Annotated in this window: 19 protein-coding genes and 2 pseudogenes; 2 read left to right on the top strand and 19 right to left on the bottom strand. The window is 37.5% G+C overall.

From position 1 onward, the window contains the following. Positions 1-7: 7 nt before the first annotated feature. The 3 genes from AC4QJR_RS12765 to AC4QJR_RS12755 all read right to left on the bottom strand — a co-directional run bounded on the left by AC4QJR_RS12765 (position 8) and on the right by AC4QJR_RS12755 (position 3132). Positions 8-877: a permease gene (locus AC4QJR_RS12765; protein ID WP_496526421.1), complete on the bottom strand. Its 870-nt coding sequence runs from the start codon at positions 875-877 to the stop codon at positions 8-10. Positions 878-1185: 308 nt separating this feature from the next. Further along, entirely contained in the window at positions 1186-2055 is an 870-nt protein-coding gene (locus AC4QJR_RS12760; RefSeq protein ID WP_496526420.1) for a TIGR03943 family putative permease subunit, read from the bottom strand. A gap of 72 nt (positions 2056-2127) precedes the next feature. Beyond that, the gene (locus AC4QJR_RS12755) at positions 2128-3132 is read right to left on the bottom strand and encodes a permease (protein ID WP_496526419.1); all 1005 of its coding nucleotides are present in this window, start codon (positions 3130-3132) and stop codon (positions 2128-2130) included. Positions 3133-3391: 259 nt separating this feature from the next. Here AC4QJR_RS12755 and AC4QJR_RS12750 point away from each other — a divergent pair, with 259 nt between their 5' ends. Then, positions 3392-4300, top strand: coding sequence for a metal ABC transporter substrate-binding protein (locus tag AC4QJR_RS12750; RefSeq protein WP_496526673.1), 909 nt, complete (start codon positions 3392-3394; stop codon positions 4298-4300). 272 nt (positions 4301-4572) lie between these two features. Here the strand turns inward: AC4QJR_RS12750 and AC4QJR_RS12745 are convergent, their stop codons facing one another. Continuing rightward, positions 4573-5166 carry a thermonuclease family protein gene (locus tag AC4QJR_RS12745; protein ID WP_496526418.1) on the bottom strand — a complete coding sequence of 198 codons (594 nt, stop codon included), beginning with the start codon at positions 5164-5166 and terminating at the stop codon, positions 4573-4575. Between the two features lie 274 nt (positions 5167-5440). Here AC4QJR_RS12745 and AC4QJR_RS12740 point away from each other — a divergent pair. Further along, positions 5441-6005: pseudogene (locus tag AC4QJR_RS12740) on the top strand (dihydrofolate reductase family protein). Positions 6006-6317: 312 nt separating this feature from the next. Here the strand turns inward: AC4QJR_RS12740 and AC4QJR_RS12735 are convergent. The 15 genes and pseudogenes from AC4QJR_RS12735 to AC4QJR_RS12665 all read right to left on the bottom strand — a co-directional run bounded on the left by AC4QJR_RS12735 (position 6318) and on the right by AC4QJR_RS12665 (position 21520). Continuing rightward, the gene (locus AC4QJR_RS12735) at positions 6318-7646 is read right to left on the bottom strand and encodes a DUF4145 domain-containing protein (RefSeq protein ID WP_496526417.1); all 1329 of its coding nucleotides are present in this window, start codon (positions 7644-7646) and stop codon (positions 6318-6320) included. Between the two features lie 241 nt (positions 7647-7887). Next, entirely contained in the window at positions 7888-8232 is a 345-nt protein-coding gene (locus AC4QJR_RS12730; protein ID WP_496526416.1) for a hypothetical protein, read from the bottom strand. Positions 8233-8331: 99 nt separating this feature from the next. Further along, positions 8332-8589: a hypothetical protein gene (locus AC4QJR_RS12725; RefSeq protein WP_496526415.1), complete on the bottom strand. Its 258-nt coding sequence runs from the start codon at positions 8587-8589 to the stop codon at positions 8332-8334. Between the two features lie 175 nt (positions 8590-8764). After that, positions 8765-8857 (bottom strand): annotated as a pseudogene (locus tag AC4QJR_RS12720) (Ada metal-binding domain-containing protein); the annotation flags it as partial. A gap of 331 nt (positions 8858-9188) precedes the next feature. Next, positions 9189-9605 carry a hypothetical protein gene (locus AC4QJR_RS12715; protein WP_496526414.1) on the bottom strand — a complete coding sequence of 139 codons (417 nt, stop codon included), beginning with the start codon at positions 9603-9605 and terminating at the stop codon, positions 9189-9191. Then, the gene (locus tag AC4QJR_RS12710; protein WP_496526413.1) at positions 9592-10458 is read right to left on the bottom strand and encodes a ParA family protein; all 867 of its coding nucleotides are present in this window, start codon (positions 10456-10458) and stop codon (positions 9592-9594) included. The genes AC4QJR_RS12715 and AC4QJR_RS12710 overlap by 14 nt, the downstream gene beginning before the upstream one ends. A gap of 238 nt (positions 10459-10696) precedes the next feature. After that, on the bottom strand, positions 10697-12325 hold the full coding sequence (locus AC4QJR_RS12705) for an ABC transporter substrate-binding protein (RefSeq protein WP_496526412.1): 1629 nt from the start codon (positions 12323-12325) through the stop codon (positions 10697-10699). A 35-nt stretch (positions 12326-12360) separates the two neighbouring features. Then, positions 12361-13266 (bottom strand): oligopeptide ABC transporter permease, encoded by a 906-nt coding sequence (gene opp4C / locus AC4QJR_RS12700; protein ID WP_496526672.1) that lies wholly within the window; start codon positions 13264-13266, stop codon positions 12361-12363. A gap of 40 nt (positions 13267-13306) precedes the next feature. Beyond that, entirely contained in the window at positions 13307-14257 is a 951-nt protein-coding gene (locus tag AC4QJR_RS12695) for an ABC transporter permease (RefSeq protein WP_496526411.1), read from the bottom strand. A gap of 15 nt (positions 14258-14272) precedes the next feature. Beyond that, entirely contained in the window at positions 14273-15289 is a 1017-nt protein-coding gene (locus AC4QJR_RS12690; RefSeq protein WP_496526410.1) for an ABC transporter ATP-binding protein, read from the bottom strand. Continuing rightward, a complete protein-coding gene (locus AC4QJR_RS12685) occupies positions 15286-16308 on the bottom strand; it encodes an ABC transporter ATP-binding protein (protein ID WP_496526409.1) in 1023 nt (340 codons plus the stop codon). The genes AC4QJR_RS12690 and AC4QJR_RS12685 overlap by 4 nt, the downstream gene beginning before the upstream one ends. Positions 16309-16369: 61 nt before the next feature. Next, complete coding sequence (locus AC4QJR_RS12680; protein WP_496526408.1) at positions 16370-17578, bottom strand: M20 family metallopeptidase; 1209 nt, start codon at positions 17576-17578, stop codon at positions 16370-16372. A 288-nt stretch (positions 17579-17866) separates the two neighbouring features. After that, entirely contained in the window at positions 17867-19282 is a 1416-nt protein-coding gene (locus AC4QJR_RS12675) for a M20/M25/M40 family metallo-hydrolase (protein ID WP_496526407.1), read from the bottom strand. A 52-nt stretch (positions 19283-19334) separates the two neighbouring features. Further along, positions 19335-20771, bottom strand: coding sequence for an amidohydrolase (locus tag AC4QJR_RS12670; protein ID WP_496526406.1), 1437 nt, complete (start codon positions 20769-20771; stop codon positions 19335-19337). A gap of 581 nt (positions 20772-21352) precedes the next feature. Beyond that, positions 21353-21520, bottom strand: coding sequence for a hypothetical protein (locus tag AC4QJR_RS12665; RefSeq protein WP_496526405.1), 168 nt, complete (start codon positions 21518-21520; stop codon positions 21353-21355). Positions 21521-21756: the final 236 nt, after the last annotated feature.

The following is a 21756-nucleotide window of genomic DNA, read 5'->3' as shown; positions in this document are numbered from 1 at the left end:
ACATCCTTTACAAAAGAAGTGAACCAATGAATACAAATGAAGAAATTAATGAAACTAAAAGAACTGCAAATTTTGCCTTAAAAGACCCAAACATCATAAGTAAATTTTTAATATCTACCATATTGCCAAACACTAAGAAAGATACGACTGAAGTTTGGGGGAAAAAATTACGAAAAGATGCTGCTACAAAAGCATCTGCTGCCGAACAAATAGATAAGATAAAAGCTAAAGCCATCATTACCAGTACAGCAGTTACGTGTGTACCGCCCAGTGTTGTTAATATCCGTGTAGGTACATAAACTTGCATAGAAGATGCAATTAGTGCACCCAGCACTACGTATTTTCCCATACTAAAAAACTCGTTAACGGTGTGATTAAAAACACTCATTAATTTTTGTTTAGTATTTTGGTGAGAATGGTCATGAGTGTGTAATTCACTATTTTCCTTTAATGGACTCTCCTTTATGACAAAAGATAATACAAGGCCAACTAAAATAGAAACACCGATCGCTAATCCTGCTCGGTACCCTACCATCTTCCAGCTATCTCCGAAAGCAATAAATGTAGCGAATAGAACAATTGGATTGATAATTGGGCCAGAAAGCATAAAGGAAATGGCTGCATGTGGGGCGAGTCCCTTTTTTATGAGCCTCGAAACGATGGGAACAATCCCACATTCACATCCAGGAAATAATACTCCCATAAAACTAGCAGCAACAACAGATAAATATCTATTTTTTGGCAGAATTTTAAGCAGTGTATTTTCAGAAACAAAAACTTCTATCAGTGCAGCAATAAAAGCCCCAACGACAATAAATGGGAATGCTTCAATGATAATACTTATAAAGATCGTATTCAATTGTAATAATCGATCCATGCATATTCCTCCTGTGATAAAACACAATTGGTTTCTTTAAAAAAACATCTTCTATCATATCAAAATTATCACTAATTTGATATGTTTTGATTTTCCATGTAAATGTTTTATTTGAAACCAATAATAATTAGAAATAGAAAATCCAGCACAATTACGGCTGGATCTCTCTGTGTAAGGTAATGGTTCGTTTACCCAAAAATGATTCTACTACTTAAATGTGAATATTTTATGAATAGATAAAAATAAAAGCCTTTAATATTGTTGTTAATTTTATGGAGTAATCATTTTTTTCATTAATAAATAAAAGGCTATTCAATTTTGATGCCTGAATCAAACACATAGGGCTGCTGCGGAGCACTAATTTTTGAAAGTTGGTCAATTTTTAAAACGGGAATTGTCTCCCCATTAAATTGAGTCTGCTCAATTTTTCCTGTTACTTGAACCCATTTATCCTTCGGCAATACAGCTACCTCTCCTTTTGCCATCATTCCATATACCGAGGCATCGGCAACACAACATGTGATTCCAAATCGAGCAACAATAATCTGGTTTTGCATAAATTCTTTTTCCCGATACACAAATCCTTTTGTGGTTATCGTTTTTCCAATCAACGCATTTAGATTATCTTGAATAATGTTCATTATGTTTACATACTGGCTATCGTCTATATTAATGGAATTAGCATTTAATATTTTATTCTTTAAAGCATCATATTCTTTTTGAGTTAAAGGCTCAGGTTGATAATTAAGTACACTTTGTGTGGTAGTTGAAGTGGTAGTTTTATTGGAAATAGATGATGATGGTAATTTTGGAATGTAATTTGTAGTTTTATTTTGTTTAGGCGGTTGAGAGCTAGCTCCCAAAATAATTGTTCTGTTCATTGCAACAGAGCTTCCCAGCACATTGTTTGAGAAAAGAAATCCTGTGGTTATAGGAATAATAAATAATAAATAAAGAAACACACTTTTCCCGAAAGAGGAAGGATAAGTATGATCCCCATCACAATCACAATGATAAGAATGATCCTTTCCTGAAGTTCCTCTAATAATCAAAAGAACTCCAAGAATAAGGCATATAAAGAGCGTGAAATAAATAAATCGAATCATTTTTGGTGCAATTAAAAGCGATATATTATTCGTTAGAAGTAATTTAAATATCAGTAGCGTAAATCCAATCAAAATGATTCCCCTGATAAGATGATGAAAAGAAAAATCTTGGACTTTATTAGGTCTCATCATTGGACACTCCTTTTATAAAAATATTAACTGATAAACATAAACAGAAAAATAGACGACAAGAGGAGTTACCAATAGTAGATATAAGACAAACTTTTTCTTAAAATAACCGAATAACATTAAGGTGTTTTTTATATCAATCATTGGACCGAAAACAAGAAATGCAAGGATGGAACCTTCTGTAAAAGTAGAACCAAATGACGATGCGACAAAAGCATCTGCTGAAGAGCATACTGAAAGGACGTATCCTAGTCCCATCATAGCCATTGGTGCAAAAGTTGTGCTTGTCCCTATTGATAAGAGAGTATTTCGGTCTAAGAATGCTTGAAATAAACTGGCAAGAAATGCACCTATGAATAAATACTTCCCTGTATTAAATAATTCATCACTAGCATGATAGAGTGTTTCTAATAGTTTATTTCCTCTTTGGTGGTGGTGGTGATGATGGTCTTCCTTCTGCACTTTAAGAATATTTTCCCCTTTAAAACGTCTGTAAATGATTAATCCAATAATAATGGAACTAATAAATCCTACAAGCATCCTTGCATTAGCTACATAAGGTGTGCTTTTAAATGCAAAATAAGTAGACGCATACACCACAGGGTTTAAGATTGGAACACTAAGCATAAATACAACGCCTACATGTGAAGGCATACCTTTTTTTATTAACCTGTGCACGACAGGAACAATGGCACACTCACATATAGGAAAGATTATTCCAAGTAAAGCAGCAGGTATAAGGGCTAAATAGGCATTACAGGGCACAACCCTTCGGATTACATTTTCGGAAACAAATGATTGGATAATAGCTGATACAAATACACCCAGTAAAATAAATGGTATTGCTTCTAAAATAATACTAAGAAAAATGGTATTGACATTAAAAAACGTACTAGGGATTCTAGTAAAAAAAGAAAGGTTTTTTAATTCCTCCGCAAAAAGAAATAGAAAAAGGAATAAACAAAATAATAGTAAAGCGAGGCTATCTTTTACCATCTTATTTATAAAGCTCACATCCATTCTACCTCCTCAAATCTATCATTCCTATCATATGGATATGCAGTTCTAGTTAATTCATTTCATTAAAATTTGATGATTGACATAAATAAATAATCGTTATAAGATTTAATTCGTAATAATTACGATTTACATATTGCAATTAATCTTGAATTATACAAAATAATTATGCTCCTTAAATCGTAATAATTCCTAATTAAACATAACTTTGGAGGTTAATGTAGTGAAAAAAATTTTAATCCCAGTAATTATTTTTCTATTCATGGTAAGTGGTTGTTCTAACACAGTGTCAACGAAAAATGAAAAAACAAGTGTAGAATCTAAAAAACTGCAAATTGTCACTACTTTTTATCCGATGTACTATTTTACAAAAGAGGTGGCTGGCAGTTCAGCAAACGTGGAACTATTAATACCAAATGGTGCAGAACCACATGATTGGGAGCCGACAGCAAAGGATATGATAAAAATTCAAAACGCCGATGTTTTTATATACAATAGCCAATACTTTGAGCTTTGGACTGAAAAAGTATTGAAAAGTATTAATGATTCCAATTTAAAGGTTGTTGAGGCTGCTAATGGGATTAAATTGATGGATGCACTCGAATCAGAGGATGAGGAGGAACATGGTCATTCGGAACATACATCTTCTAAAGATCCTCATGTCTGGCTTTCCCCAGTTCTAGCTCAGGTAGAAGTAAACAATATTGCTAAGGCTTTAGATCAGGCAGATCCAAAAAATAAAGATCAGTTTCAAAAAAATGCAGAAGCTTTAAATGCGAAGCTAGCTGATTTGGACAACTTATATAAAGATACTGTCGATAAAGCAAAGAAGAAAGAATTTGTTACACAACATGCTGCATTTGGATACTTGGCAAAACAATACGGATTGACTCAAATTCCTATCGCAGGAATATCACCAGATGTCGAACCAACATTAGGAAAACTAACCGAATTAACAGAGCTAACAAAGAAGAAAAATACCGAAGTTATTTATTTTGAGGAGATGACATCTTCAAAAGTGGCGGAAACGTTAGCAAAAGAAATAGGTGCTAAAACGGAAGTATTAAATCCATTAGAGGGATTAACGAAGAAAGAGCAAGAAAAGGGCTTAGACTATTTAGATGTTATGAAAAATAATCTGGAGTCATTAAAATTATCGATTTTAGATTAGTTATCTAATTTAGGGTTCTTCTAAAGAGCCCTTATTCTAATAACTTTTAAGTAACCTCTTTATATATTTTTGGTTGGATTGTGCAGGATTGTACTTAAGCTAACGGGTGCTTTAGTTGAAGAAAAAGATAGATTTTGGTTTCAATAAAGCTCCATAAACCCGACAACGGCTTGCAATACTGATGTCAGTTTGCAAGCCATTTTCAATGCCATTTATATGATATTCACCTCAAGACGGAACCCTTTATTTTAGTATATTAGAGCTCTTTTTCCTTATCGCACACACCCAATAAACCCGTAATACGAGACATATTCCTTCGTGCCCCAAATCTTTAATTTACTCTTCTTTGCTAGATTTTCATTTGTTTTATATAGGTTAAGATATTTATAGGGTGGATCCATAATATACGCGACCCGTGCATAACCTTCCTTGATCAGCGTTTCTTGAACGGACTGCCCTTCCACAAATACATATGCTAGCAATCTCCCGTAAGCATCCCTTTTTGTCCCCTCCTCAACTTCCAAGGATAAACTTCCTTCCCTTACCAACTCGTTATTCCTTTGAAAAGCTTCCGCTGCAAATGGCTGGACACACATTCCTGGCTTTTTTGTTTCAGGCGTATCAACTAATAAATAACGAACAATTTCAACCTTCCCCTTTACTCTTGCTTTAATCGTATCCCCATCGATGGTTTCCACTAGTGTAATAGGAATTTGCTCAGGAGCCTGATCCACTACTTCTCCAGTAGGCACATTCTTTGGAATATGGTTAACTGATCTATTTTCACCTGTGATTCTTTCTGAAGGATGAATAGCAAAAAGGGATGCAGCTACGATTAGGGCCCCTCCCGCTAATTTCTTCTTCATGTTCTTCTCCTCCTTAGTTCTCCCTTCCAAGTCAAGGTTTTCTCGTGATTTCAGCGATTAAGTCATCATCCCTCTTCTATATAGAAATAAAAAGTGAAAAAGGATAGGATAGGTTTAATGTTGATATTTGATACCTGTCCGAAATATTGATAAAATCAGGATAAGAACAAACATTCGGAATTAGGTATAGCTTACTATTATCTAAATCCTTTCGTAGTCCTTATTCGTCGGGGCGAAAGAATCAAAAATCGGATTGATAAAAGGATGAAGAGTTATGACAAATACCATAAAACAGAGAAGAATAATTTTAGATTTAGCAGTTACTTTAGATGATTGAAGGGAAAAATGGAGAGGTTGATTGGTGCATTATGGATTCTGATATGGGGTTCACTGATTTTTTGAATCAAATTGATACTATTCTATATGGTAGAAAAAGCTACGATTTATGGGGACAATATCTTCCAAAAAGTGAAGACCCTGATACCGAAAAGGAAATCTGGAAATTGGTTCATAGTAAAAAGAAATATGTGTTTTCCAGAACACATAAAGAGCCTGATCATCAAGCCATATTTATAAATGATAATATTCTTGAAGAAGTAAATCAATTGAAGAAAGAGTCTGGGAAGGACATCTGGCTATATGGTGGAGCAAGTCTCATTACAACTTTTATAAAATTAGGGCTTATTGATGAATTTAGATTATCTATTCACCCGGTTGTTTTGGGAGAAGGAAAACCGCTGTTTGCTGATCTAAAACAGAGAATAAATTTAAAAATGGTTAATACAAGAACATTCTCGTCTGGCGTTGTGCAAATAATCTATCATTGGGATGGTAACTAATAATATCTCTCACCTCGAAGATATATTATTTCACCGTATTACTTGACAGTAGTTTCACTTTTTTCAACAAAGCGGGAACCCATTATTTATGGGTTACTCCTTAATTATTTGTAATTATCAACATTAATTATTAAGTTTGCATAATATTAATACTGCAAATTATTTAGATTTACCAATGATGTCAAAAGATGTCTGTCTTCAAGGTTCAAATAGCTAAATAAACGAAAAAGGTGTACCAAAATAGCACACCCTAATTTTAAATATCTCAGATTTACTATAATAATTTTAAAAACACTGGAGGTTAAAATTCTTTTAATTGTTTATTTCCACCGGATAAATTTCATTTAAATTTTTTAAAAATGTTTCTAAATCAGAATCAGTTCCAAATTTAAATAAATACCCATAGTTTATTGGATTTTCCCCCTTATTTTTCTCTTTTGGGAATTGTTTTAATGCTGTACTGCTCCGTTTTGTCCCCTTGCTTATTAAATGTTCACTCATTCCAATCATATTTGGATGTAAGACAATGCTTGTTTCTTTATTATCCATTAAGTAAACAACTTCCTTACTAGTTAAATGTTCGAACTCAATTGCTTTAGTGGTTTCATAGGTTTTTACAAAATTATTCTTTAAAAATATATATACTGTGTTCTCTTTTTCTTTGCTGAGAGGTAACTTTTTTTCTGAAGATTTTTTGCTTCGATCATCATCTTCCTTACATTTGTTTACTTCTGCTTCAAGAATCTTAGATTCTGGTAAGCTTCCAAGCTGATTCCAGAATTTTTCCATACTACTAGTACCAATACCATTTAATTTCATATGTAGTAAATCAATAGGATCTATAATCTTAGCAAGTGAATCGATCCCCACTCGTGAAAGTTCACGTAAGAGATAGTTGCATCCAATAATCGGTAAGTCTAAAATAGGAGTTTCTGCAAGATTGTAAGATAATAAAATGGTTTCCTCTTTATATTGAAGAGCAAAATCTTTTATATCTGACTGATTAAAAGAAGCATCTTGAGTTGGCTCTTTTAGCTCTCGCTGATTTGTACTGCCGGTTTCAGCAAAGATAGCAGGATTTTTTTCTTTGTCAACTTTTATAGCTTCTAATTCCCGTTCAAATACTTCCCTCATCTCATCCACTTTTTGCAAGGTTTGATCAAAATAAGGTTTAATTAATGCATCCAAGTCATTTAGACCCAAATGATTTGTTGTTTGATCGACTTTAACAGGAAGTTGATATTTTGGAGCCGTAAATTGATGGCTTACATACACTTCCATATACCATACGCTGATTTCAAATAATAACTTGTGAGCTTCCAGAACATCCTTTAAATCTATTTCTTTCACTTCATGGGCTGCTTTATTTCCCATCTTCCGAATCCATTCTAACTTTAAATAGATCTCTTCAGGAGTGATGTCCTGACGATATAATTTATGTATTCGTTCAGCAGGCTTTAACGGATAGATAGCCTCCAATCCCTCTGTATCGCTAATTTTCTTTACTAATTTTTCACAATATAAACGAGCATGGATCAATGCTGCCTGGGGTTGATCTAACAATTGAACTTCAATTCGATAGGCAAGATCAGCTAACTCATTAGAAAATTCTCTAACGAAGTCAAATAAACGATTATTCATTTCTAACCTCCGTATGTAAAAAATCTAAGTATCTACAAATAATATTGTTAATATTAAAATGATAATATCATAGATTTATAGGTGAGTGTACTATTCCATCCAGTAGTAGAGGATTGAATCTAATTCAATCATCCTCTAGCATACTCCTCAAATCCCCCGAAGTTTCAACTGTGTTTGCTTCAAATTAATTATCATCCATTACTTGGTTTTTGAGCAGGTACGGTTAGTGGATGTCTAACGACTAGGCCTGCAATTGAGCAATCTCCGTTTGAGCATCTAAATAATTTAAATGCTGGTACATATCCTCCAGCCATACTAGGCACTTTTCTTTAACCAGTGGAAACGGATGACGAAATCCCCATTTAGGGCTTTTATATTGTAGTCCAATTATCACTTTAGATAGGTGTAGTCTGGCCTCACAAACAAGCTTTCGAATAATCGAATTTTTCCCCCAATCTATGATAATCTTAGATTTACCACCATTTAGTAATAATGCTCTTTCAGTTTCTCTATTATCGGAAAAAAACGAGTGTTCCTTATATGTACACTCCTCTATTAGTTTAAGTTTTTCCTTGAAATCGTCCATATTGCCTGTACATAAATTACTTAGATTAATAATAGAGATTCACATTCCAATTCATGATTTTCATTAGCCTCATTAATTGTAGTTGTTTTGGATCAGCTTTTACTTCCACATAAGGAGCGTTGTTAAATGTTCTTGAAAGAATAGTCGTTGAAAGGATCTATCCTTCGGGCAGCATCTACCAGGGTTCGCCATAACTATGACTGCATCGGGTTCATTTTGTTTAATGTATCCTTTTCTGAAAATGAACGCTTGATTCCTACACTGATAGATCTTGTTTCCTAACTCAATTTGGTAAAAGCTTGCAATCACATCGAATTCTTTTTGCAGTTGTTTTACTGACCAAAATTCTATGTTCATTTTTTACTTACACCTCTTCAATATAAAATTTATTGGTTAACACTCTTACTGATTTTCAGGCTAAAAAAGACACCTATCGTTGTATGTAGAAGGTGTCTTTGGTGGCAGTATCTTAATATATTGTTTTTTTTAAGTTAAACTATCGTGTTTATCTTATCCTATCGAACTAGCAATCTCATTTTTCTTTTACCAAAATGATACTTTCAGGGAGACATGTTCCACACGGTCTAAATCCTGCTACAATCGCTGTTTGCTCATCAGCAAAAAAGACCCGATTATTGACATACCCACCCTAAGCGATGGCACGTAATGCCACAGTACAGTCCATTCGTCCGTAAACTTTAGTTTTGCGGTGGGCGCCATTAGAGTGTAGTTTTTGTTTGCATTCACATTTTCTAATATTTCGCCAGTTATATAGCTCAAATCCGCAGTCTCCTTTTCAAAAACAGTTTTCGAATTTGGCAAAAAAAAAAGATTTTTGCATTCCTTTACTTCAACATAAAAGAGGAAAAACCTGTTAATTTTGAATATTAATTTTTCAATACTCATGATAAATTAACTCTTTACCACTCTTAGAAAGGAAAGTGTACGTTCAGTCGTTACAAAAATCCATCCCTATTTGAAAAAGCCTCCCCTTTTGACATTTGTTTCCCTACCGTGTCCACTACATAATTGATGATTTTTTCTTTTACTCTCCATCTTCTTACCTTATGGGCTGGATCCAGACCATTTTCCAACACTACTTTTTTTAGTTCTTTCAAATCTAGTGATTCGAGAAATACTAATAGTCCTTGCGATCCTTCCTTCTGATAAATTTCAAAAATATTAATATCGTAAATTGGAGCTGATTTTGTGGACTTTTTCTTAATATCAATATTTTTTATTTCCTCTACACTCCCTTCTAGACAGTCGAATATACTTTTTGCGAATGCTTCATCCTCTTCGATCTTTTTGGCAACAGTTTTTAATATAGCTGCGATTTGCTTCCGAATTTTTGGCTCTTTATAATCCAACATACTGACAAAACTCCTCCGTTAATTGCGAAAACGCTTCGTATAAATTCGATCCTGATGAACCGTATTTTTGTTTCAGCGTATTTACACCTTCGGCTTCGAAGTGGGTGGCATCAGCTGCTTTTGAAGCAAGTGGAATTTTGGATTCAAAAAGCCTAGGTAACTCCCCTGCAGAGGCTTTGGATTGTAATTTCTTCAGAGTGGTTTGGTCCCTTGTCACATTGGCACGGTACATGGAAGCAATAATTCCAAGTGCTTGCACGTCTGATTCCGTTCTTCTATTAAAACTATTTACACTGGAGATAATTTGTGGGATTCCGTAAGTCGATAGATGATCAGGAATGGTAGGGATTAGGTAGTAATCACTTATGTTTAAACCGTTTTGTGTAACAATGCCCAAATTCGGCGGACAATCAATGAGGACAAAATCGTAATTTTTTATGTAGTCAATAACTGACCTTTTTAGAACATCGATGGGACGAATTAAAGCGGTTTGACCAATATTTATTAGGCGGTCCTGGATTTGAACAAAGTCCAAGCTGGAAGGCAATAAGTGTAAATCAGACAGTCCTCCGTATAGGTTAGAACATCCTTTAATCACTGATTTCTCCAATTCAAAATTACATGTATCATCTATTTGGTCTTTGAATAAATGATACAATGTTCGATTGGTCCTGTTCCTCATGGCCCACTCATCTTCTCCTATTAAGGAGACGGTTGAATTGGTTTGTGGGTCCAAATCAATAACTAAGACTTTATACTGTTTTACAGCCACTAAAAACTCAGCCAATCCAACGGTAATTGTTGTCTTACCTACTCCACCCTTAAGGTTTATGACACTGATGACTTTTGACATACTAAATTCCCCCCCCATTCAAACTAGCATGTCATAAATATATTCATTAAGAATTTGTCCAAATTCATTCAGGGATTTCTTTTTTCGCTTAAGGCATGAGGTCAAAGGAGGATAGATAATTACAAGATTAGCTCAAGCAATATCTTATTTAAGTTATTTTAAAAACAAAAGAGCCATCAAAAGAAACAAGTTTATGTTTCATTTTGATAGCTCTTATTTTCATTGATTGTTGGGTTACTTATTCTGCACCCACAAGTGACCAGTCCTGTATCTTATTATGGAATCCGAATATCTTTGGCTCTCCAAATTTTACTTGTTTAGAAATGGTTGCAAAATCATAGTCTGAGTAAAGTGAAATGATCGGAACATCTTTCTCCCAAATCGCTTGCAGTTCATTATAAATTTCTTTTCTCTTTACTGGATAAGCTTCTGATTGTCCTTTTAACAGTAGCTCATCTGACTTTGGATTATTATATCTCATAAAGTTATAGGAACCAGCCTTACTATAAAGAGTTGATATTTCCGGATCCAAAGTAAAGGTAAAGCCCATTAATAACAAATCAAATTCTCCGGCTTTTCCTTTTTGCATGATGGTCGGGAAATCGTACGTTGTGACTTTAACCTTTACTCCCACGTCCTTTAGGTTTTGGGTAATAATATCGGCAGACTGCTCACGGACCTTATTACCGATTGGGACTACTAATTGAAGGGTCTGGTTAAAGTCCCAGCCAGCTTCCTTCAACAATTGTTTTGCCTTCTCCGGATCGTAGGTGAATTTTTCTAAATCCTTATCAAGGTAAGGGCTGACCGAAGTATACGGCCCATCTACAATTTCCCCTTTTCCTTTTAATAGCTTATCTACGAATTTTTCACGGTCGAGGGCGTAAACAAGGGCTTGACGTACTTTGGCCTCTGTTATTTTTGTGGTATTAAACATCATCGTTTGAAAACCAATCGTCGGCTCCTCTTTCGTTTTTACATTATTAAACTTTTCAACAGTTTCATAGTCCTGAGCCGGAATCTTTCCGATTCCTGCAGCAACGTTCATATGAAGCTCTCCAGTCTGAAGCTGGGCCACGAGGTTTGGAGCAGGCATAATTTTAACAAACAGACTATTCGTCTTTGGTTTTCCTAAATAATAGTCTGGATTGCTTACAAATTCCACATATTGATCCTTTTTATATTGAACAAACTTATAGGCGCCATTGGTGACAGTCGGTTTGGTGAAGAATGGATCCTTTGATAAATCAGCTGGCGCAATCTTCTCTAAAACATGTTTTGGCAGAATCATCAATTTTGAGCCCAGTTGTTCCTTAACCATATTCGGATCAACAGGTGTTTTCGTTTTAAATTCAACTGTTTGTTGATCGATAACCTTTACCGAAGGAATTTGAGTTTGTCCCACTTTTAACTTGCCTGTTTCATCAAGACCATCAAAAACTGAGATATAGGTGCCGACAGTGGTTTCAACCTTTGGGTTTGCAATTAAGTTAAAGGTAAAAGCGGCATCCTCAGCTGTTACAGGTTTTCCATCCGACCACTTCGCATTCTTATTCAACTTGATTGTAAAGGTTTGATTATCGGTCGTTTCAAAGGAATCCGCCAATTTTGGGACAAACTGTTGCGGACCTGTCATTTCTAAGAAGGAATCAAACATAAACTTTTCAATAAATCCGGAAGCGATGTCCGAGGAATTAATCGTGCTGAAATTAATCGGCGGATTCACCATTCCCAGATACATGGTTTTGTTACCTGATGCTTGACCATTTGAAGAAGTCGAAGAAGTCTTGCTTTGCCCTGAGCATGCTGTTAAAGCCAATGATAAGACGATAGCGGATAAACTTACTGTTCTCTTTAGATAACCCATAATGTCCCCCTATTAAACTCTTTTTTTTTAAATGATTATTTTAAATTTTTTGGATCCATGGCATCGCGCAACCCGTCACCCATAAAGTTAATAGATAAAACAGCTAACAGAATCATCAAACCAGGAGGTAACCATAACCAAGGCTGCGTGGCTAATACGGTTAACGACTGGGCTTCATTCAACATATTTCCCCAGCTGGCCGTTGGCGGCTGTACTCCCATTCCTAGGAAACTTAAGGAGGCTTCTAAAATAATCGAAGAGGCGATTCCAAAAGTTGCATTGACTAAAATCGGTGCTAAACAGTTAGGTAATATATGTTGAAAGAGTATCTTCCAGGACGGTAATCCTAATGCAACCCCCGCTTTCACGTAATCCATCTCTTTAATCATCAGGACGCTCCCTCGAACAATACGTGCAACCGACGGCCAGCCCAATAATCCGATGACAAGAATAATATTCAGGAGACTTGGTCCCATGATACTGACAAGAACAAGGATAACCATAAGATAAGGAAAGGACATAAACACATCCGTTAGACGCATAATGACCATATCCACCCATTTTCCAAAATATCCAGCAACAGCGCCGAGGATCGTACCGATTACGACATATATAGCAACCGCTCCGATACCCACAGCCAAGGAGACCCTAGAAGCATAAATCAGTCTACTTAACAAATCCCGCCCCACTTGGTCTGTCCCCAATAAATGTTCAGCTGAAGGCTGGTCTGCAAAGTCCCCGTTAACAGAATAAGGACTCTGAGGTGCCAAAAGAGGAGCGAGTAACGCCATTAGAACGATTAGACTGAAAACAATTAGTCCAAAAACAGCTAGTTTATGTTTGAAAAACTTTTTGCTAATGACTCTTAAGTAGCTTTCCTCTTTTCCCAGCTCTTGTTTTACGTCGAGATTCGGATCATTGACTACCGGAATTCCTGCCATTTTAGTTGCTAGTGACACCTTAACCTCCTCCTTTCGAAAATTAGTTGTACTTAATCCTTGGATCCGCAACGGAATAAAGAATATCGGTAAGTAGATTTGAGAAAAGAACCATGAAAGCAGCCAAAAGGTTAATGGCCATTAACACCGAATAATCGCGTGAACCGATCGATTGGATGGTTAATTGTCCAAGTCCAGGCCATTGAAATATTTGTTCTGTGACAACGGCTCCTCCGATTAACAGAGGGATATCCAAACCAATGATCGTTATAATCGGGATGAGTGCATTTCTCAGCGCATGTTTATTAGTAACAATAAATTCACCTAAGCCTTTCGCTCTTGCCGTCCGTAAATAATCATGTCCTAGTACTTCAATCATGCTAGACCTTACATAGCGGACCATACTTCCAGCGATTCCTGTCCCCAGGACGATAGCAGGCATAATCAAATGCGATAACGTATCCGAAAATCCCCCTGTACCGCCAAGTGTATTCATACCGCCAGTCGGTAAAATCTGAGACATTATGGCAAAGACATAAATCGCACCTAAACCCATAAAGAAGTGTGGAATCGATACGCCAAGAAAAGAAAAAGTAGTCGTTAAGTAATCGATCCATGAATATTGTTTTGTTGCACTTAAAATTCCGATTGGAATGGCAATAAGATAAGCAATGATTAAGGCTGATCCCATCAGGATAAGGGTTGGACCCAATCGTTCGAAAATCATATTCGTAACGGGTTCATAGGTGGAGTAAGAGAAACCAAAATCACCTTTAAACAAATTCCCTAACCAATGCCAGTATTGGATATAGATTGGATCATTTAAACCAAGAGCTTCTTTCTTAATCTCAATATCTGCCGCCGTTACATCTGGACTTACATACATGTCGACTGGATTACCAGGTGCCAGATTAATAATTAAAAAGTTAAAGATCGTTACACCAAACAAGACAGGGATAGCGATCAGAATTCTTCGAATAATATACTGAACCATAGGATCCCTCCTCGTTTACATTAATGGAAAGTGACAAGCTGTTTGATGATGAAGACCGGTTAATTCCGGGGTTTGCACACGGCAAATATCTTGAGCAATTGGACATCTTGTATGAAAACTGCACCCTTTAGGAGGGTTGGCAGGACTTGGAACATCCCCTTCCACTAAGATTCGTTCCCTGTTGCGCAGATGCGGATTGGGAATGGGGTAGGTACTTAGTAAACCTTGTGTATAGGGATGTTTTGGCTTCTTAAAAATATCTTCTGTCTTCCCAAGTTCAACAATTTTTCCTAAATACATGACGGCGATCCGATCACTAATATATTTGACCGCACCTAAACCGTGAGCAATGAACAGATAGGTCAGCTGAAACTCTTTTTGTAAATCCTTCAGTAGATTCAAAACTTGAGCCTGTATAGACACGTCTAAGGCAGAAACAGGTTCATCACAAATGATCAACTTCGGATTTAACATAAGCGCTCTGGCAATGCCAATTCGTTGCCTTTGACCACCGGAAAATTCATGAGGATAACGGCTTCGATGCAGCTTTGTTAAGCCTACGATTTCAAGCATTTCATTTACTTTTCGGTCCACCGCCTCTTTATCTGCCATTTTATGGGCGAGCAGTGGTTCTGAAAGAAGATCTCCAATCCGCTTTCTTGGATTTAAGGATGAATAGGGATCTTGAAAGATCATTTGCATTTTCGTACGGGTTTTTCTCAAGTTCAATCCACTGATATCGGATAAATCCATGCCTTCTAAAATGACTTTCCCTTCAGTAGGAGGGTCGAGTTTGACAATGGCCCGGCCCGTGGTCGATTTGCCGCAACCGGATTCTCCTACAAGCGAAAGCGTTTCTCCTGGATAGAGGCGGAAATTCAAACCATCGACCGCTTTTACATGACCGACTGTCCGGGGAATAATCCCTTTTTTAATAGGGTAATATTTTTTAAGATTATGAACCTCTAACAAGGGTACATCAGGCAGTGTTTTTATATGATCCTGGTTCGCCTCAACCGTTGAAATACTCATACATGGACCTCCTCGATCGATTTCGTTTTGGTCAGATTCGCTTCTTCTTCCACTAACCAGCATCTTACTTTATGAACTTTTTCCTTATTAATAGAAGAAAGAGGAGGCTTTTCCTGCAGGCATTTCTCTGTAGCATATGGGCACCTCGTGTGGAACCTGCATCCCTTTGGCATATGCTGTAAGGTTGGTACCATCCCTGGGATGGAATATAGCCGTTTATGTTCTTCATATTCAAGGTGAGGAATCGACTCCATTAATCCTTTTGTGTAGGGATGCTTCGGTTCATCAAATAAGGTAAACACATCCGCTTCTTCCACCACTTGCCCTGCATACATCACAAGGACTTTATCTGCCATCTCAGCGATCACGCCGAGATCATGGGTGATTAACATAATCGCGGTATCCGATTCTTCTCTCAGTTCTTTCATCAATTCTAAAATTTGTGCTTGGATGGTTACATCAAGGGCAGTCGTCGGCTCATCAGCAATGAGCAGCTTAGGTTTACAAGACAGGGCCATCGCAATCATAACCCTTTGTCTCATTCCCCCGGATAATGCGTGTGGGTATTCATTCATCACTTCTTCAGCCCGCGGGATTTTTACTTGCCTCAGCATATCAATGGCATATGCTGAAGCATCCTTCGTACTCATTTTTAAGTGAAGCTTGATCCCTTCAATCATCTGGTTACCAATGGTATAAACAGGGTTCAGGGATGTCATCGGTTCCTGAAAGATCATCGAGATCTGATTCCCGCGAACCTGTCTCATTTCGGCTTCTGTGAACTTATTTAATTCTTTTCCATTCATCTTGACCGAACCACTTTTTATGTAACCATTTTTCCCTAGCAATCTCATAATCGACAAGGATGTTACACTTTTCCCACAGCCCGACTCACCAACAATCCCAATCGTTTCTCCCGGCTCCAGATCGAAAGTAACCTCATCAACCGAAATCAATTCGCCTTTGTCAGCCATAAAAGCGGTTTGTAGATTTTCTACTTCGATTATTTTGTTAGACATCTTCTCACCCCTTGCTCTGCTTAAAATCAGGTAAATTCTTCAACTTCTTCTAACTTGGTTTTTAATAAGCAGGTTCCTCAAGAATCTGTTCCACTTTCTCTACCGTATATTGATGAATAATGCTTAATAGTGCTTTCCCAGCATATATCATCGCTTTTTCATCAAAATCAAACTTTGGATGATGATGTGGGTAGGAGGCTCCTATTTCTTCATTCCGTGCACCCGTATGAAAGAACATCCCTGGTTTTTCCTGCAAATAGTAAGAAAAATCTTCAGCTCCCATGATTGGGGTCATGTCTACAAGCATGCCTTCATCTAAGGTATTTTTCACGATATCCTTAAAAACTTCAGTTTCACGCTCATGATTATACAGAGCCGGATAACCGTTGTTATAATCAATTTCATATTCAGCATGGAATGCGGCACATACGCCACTCACCATCGTTCTGAACTCTTCTTCGATTTGTACTCTTACGTCTTTGTCGAATGATCGGATCGTTCCCGTTAATTCGGCTGAATCAGCGATGACATTCGATGCATTTCCTGCATGGAAGGAACCGACTGATACAACGGCGGAATGTCGTGGATTCACGCGTCTGCTCACGATGAATTGGAGCTGGTTGATAATTTGTGCACCGATTGCGATGGCATCAATGGTTTCATGCGGTGAGGATCCATGTCCTCCCTTACCCTGAATCTTGATTTTAAAGGCATCTGCTGCAGCCATTGTATAACCGCTTTTCACTAAATAAGTACCGAGTGGAGCACCGGATGCTAAATGTGTTCCAAACACCACATCCACTCCATCTAAACAACCATCCTCGATCATCGCGATGGCTCCACCCGGTGCTAATTCTTCCGCATGCTGGTGAAGAAGCACGACGTTTCCGGATAACTGGTGGCGATTCTCGCTTAAAACCTTTGCAACCCCTAATAACGTTGCGGTATGGCCATCATGACCGCAGGCATGCATGACACCAGGTCCTTTAGATTTATAAGGAACTTCCTTTTCATCCTGAATAGGAAGGGCATCAAAATCTGCTCTAAGGGCAATGGTTTTCCCCGGCTTAGCCCCCCTTATCAACCCGACTACCCCTCTTCCGCCAACACTAGTTCTTACTTCAATTCCAAAGTCAGATAAGGTTTCTGCAATCATTTTAGGTGTGTCTACTTCGTGGAATGACAGTTCCGGATTTTCATGCATGTGCCGTCTCCACACTACCATCTGCTCGTACATTTCTTCCAATTGATAATGCCAATCCTTAATCACAAAAATCCCTCCGTTACTATTTTTGATAGTACTAGATTACATTTGATGTTATTTAATATGACATGTAACCTTTATGTCACTGAGTATAATGAAGAATCTTCCAAGCGTCAATCTATTATTCTGACAATTTAGAATATTAAAATTATAAAATAAGCGCTTTCTTTCCCTTTCTTTTCATAAAGTAAACGGTTTCTATCTAGCTGGAAAATTCTGTGTTAGATTTTCTTCCACAAAACAAAAAAGCAATGTTCTCATAATCGAGAACATTGCTTTCTTTGAGAAACAGGATTATTTTATGCCTTCTAGTTTCTCCTGTGAAGCGTTTAACGACTTAGGGAAGCCTAGAAGCATATATGCCATATGGACGATCCCGTTTTCAAAATCCTGTAGTCTGATAGATTCATTAGGTGCATGTGCCTTTGATCCGACCCAGCCTACCCCTGTGCTAACGATTGGCAGCTGAAGCTGTTTACCGAATTCAAACATGGGACCAGTGCCAGCGGAGTTAGGGGCTAAAATCCCTTCCTTTTGGTACACTTCTGTGGCCGTTTCCATGACATGGGAAATAAATGGATGACTAAAGTCAGACCGGTAGGCCTTCTGCCCATTTACAAGGGTAACCGCAATATCATTAAATCCCTGTTTTTCTAAATGGTTTTGAATACAGCTACGTATATGGTCTGGATCTTGGCCAGGTACCAAACGACAATCCACTTTCGCCTTGGCTACTTTAGGCAGAACGGTTTTCGCCCCTTCTCCAGTATATCCACTTATTAATCCACAAATGGTCATGGTAGGATGCAAGACCATAGCGTCCCTTGGGTCTTGTCCTTTTGCTGCTGTAATAAGCGGCCTTTTTAATCCGTATAGGGTCGAAATAGCTTCTTCATTGAACGGCAGGGCACTGACAGCCTGTTTTACTGCTTCGGAAGGCTCTTCTATGCCGTCAAAGAAACCTTCTACTAAAATTTCATTTTGCTGATTTTTCATAGAAGCAAGTGCCTGGACTAACCTCCATGCCGCATTATCTACATACGCTCCGACAGAAGAATGCATATCAATATCTGCACCAGCACAAGTCAGCTCTAAGTAAGCCATCCCCTTTATGCCGGCCACCATGCTGATTCTATCTTGTTCATCCTTTCCACCAAATTCCCAAATACAGGCATCAGCTTTGAAGAGATCACGATATTTTTCTAGGTAAGGTGTTAGATTCGGCGAGCCAATTTCCTCTTCCCCTTCAATTAAAAACTTGATGTTGCAGGGCAATCCTCCCTGCGTCTTTTGTAATACCATAATCGCTGTTAATCTAGCAATCAAATCTCCTTTATTATCGGCAACCCCTCTAGCGAATATTTTCCCCTCCCTAATCGCAGGCTGAAAGGGTTCAGAGACCCATTCATCAAGTGGTTCGGGTGGCTGCACATCATAGTGGTTATAAAAGAGTAAAGTTTTCGTCGAATCACCATTCCTTCCTGCTGGAAAAAAACCATAAATGACGGGGTTGCCGCCTAAATCATCAAGGACCTCGGCTCCCCCTTTTGCTTCTTCAATCATTTTCACAACAAAACGAACCGTTTCCGGAATAGCTGAATTTTGTGCTGAAATAGTTGGGAATGTTAAATACTCCTTTAACCATTCGATTGCACTGGCAATAGATTCTTTAGTTTCATTTCTTAAATCGGTTAGATTTTGATTTTTCATAGTAAATCTCCTTTCGGGAACTAGTAGAATTATTTTTATAAAAACAAGATTTTTAAATAGATGGGACAGGTGGCTTGAGCCCGTCTGGTAATGGAGACACATAGCCCCCTTTATGTTTTATTTCGTTCTTGAATTCATCTTGCGCCTGGGCGACCAAACTAGGATTCTCTATTAATTCCACAACACTTAGTCCTATCACCTTTGCGGCTGTTATCATTCCTTTTTGGCCAATGCTCGATCCTACGGCGACAACATTTTGCCAAGAATGCCCTGGTGTCCCAATTGGGGCACATGCCGTTGTAAATTGTGCGGTCGGGATGTTCCAAGATACATCCGCGACATCTGTAGAACCTGACATACATTTTCCTTCATCGTAAGGTTCGATCACCTCATCATGCAAAATTTTGTCTAGCAGATTATTAGGGGCACCCGATGTTTTTACAACTACTTCCTTCATTCCTTGATCAAAGGAATCGGTCAGTTCCTTTGCTAATTTCATATCGTGTTCATTAAAGGATGGGGCTCCCACTTTTTTCAGGTTATTCAGTAAAACTTGTCCTAGAACTTTGTTCGGGAGCATATCGTAACATCCTGTTATAAAATCAATCGTATAATCCGTTCCAGTCATTAAGGCGGCGCCTTTGGCAATATTGATCAATTTCTCATAGGTTTCGACCACTTCTGAGCGGTGTGGTCCTCGTATGTAATACCAAATCTGAGCCTTGTCTGGAACGACATTAGGTGCACCTCCACCATTTGTGATTGTTGAATGAATCCGTATTGGATCGATTAAATGCTCACGTAAAAAATTGACGCCAATGTCCATTAGTTGAACAGCCTTAAGAGCACTGTTCCCAGCTTCTGGATTGGCGGCTGCATGAGACGATTTCCCATAAAAATTAAATTTGACCGAATTCATCGCTAAAGAGCGGCTTGCCCATAATGAATTCAATGAATTTGGGTGCCATGTTATACTAACATCCGCATCGTCAAAAACATGATCCCTTGCCATAAAAACCTTTCCAACAAGGGTTTCTTCCGCAGGACAGCCATAGAATTTAATGGTTCCAGGAATTCCTTCTTTCTCCATCCATTTCTTTGACGCAATCGCACCTCCAGCCGCCGCTACTCCATAAATATTATGTCCACATCCATGCCCACTGCCTTCTGGAATAATTGGCTCTTTAGTTGCTGCTAGTTTTTGAGAAAGACCTGGTAATGCATCATATTCACCTAATATCCCAATGACAGGCTTTCCTTTCCCCCACGTCGCAACAAATGCGGTTGGCATATCTGCGACACCCATTTCAATGGAAAATCCCTCTTTTTCTAGTTTGTTCGCTAACAATTTAGAGGATTGATATTCTTGGAGTCCAAGTTCAGCGTAATTCCAAATTTTTGTCGACCAATCTATTAATTCCTCTGCATGATCATCTACCCATCCTGTTACCACATGATTTATTTTCACTTTTTCAATGAATTTGGTCATCTTTTCATCTCCTTCATTTTCTTAGTCAAAATTTCCTTTCCAAAGATTCATCTGATTGGTTAAGGTAATGGTATTGGTATAGCAACTTCAGATTTTATCCATTAAGCTCTCTTCAGCTCCTCTGTATTTTTTTAATAACTTATTCAAATTTAAATAATTTTAAATATTCTGTAAACAACTCTGTGAAGATACTTAACACTCTTTTTCCTATTATTACCTTCACTACTAATGCCAAAGAGTAAGGATGGACTAGTTAGTTCATCCTGATTACTATGTAATACGTACATCCAAGGCTAATAAAATTAAAAACTCATCATGTTGGTGAGTTTTTTGGTTCACATCATAATTTTAGTGTTAACTCAAACTACATTTTCGACTAAATGAATAAAGTCGTTTCAAGAACTGTTTTACTATATTCGAAAAGTTCAATTCGAATTCTTTGAAAATCGGTAACGTTGGTAAACTTTCTATCTCACCTCTACTCTTAACCACCCAACGCAAAATGGAAGTCTCTCCGATTGCGAAGAAGACTTCCATTTTTGTTAAGGTATTGTCGTTAGAGTGTCAGGCATCGTTTAGGGTTATTTACCAGTTAGTGCCGTATACGCATTCGCTTCACCTGATCCATATAATTCATCATGCCCGGTTAAATTAGGAATTCGCTCAAAGATATAATCAAAAAATTCCTTAGGTAATAAACCATGATTCACGTAATTTAGCAAGAGACAATTCAGGAGTATCGGCCTCATCTACCAATCTCACCCGTGAACGCTCATATTCTTGTGATTGTTCAGTTTTTTCTTCATCTAACCAAAAAGTATTATCTTAAGTAATATGACGATCTCGTACTAGACCTTCTGTTACCTTCACTTAATAACGGACTTTCCTAACTTTACCGGATACATAGATAAATAAAATATCACCATTTTCATAGTTATTGGAGCGCTTCCAGTCAATAATATCGTAATAACTATATGCCCTCTCA

It is taken from the genome of Neobacillus sp. BP17 (assembly GCF_059579525.1).
Note: the sequence above shows the minus strand (reverse complement) of the source record. Positions and strands in the feature narration are given on the sequence as shown.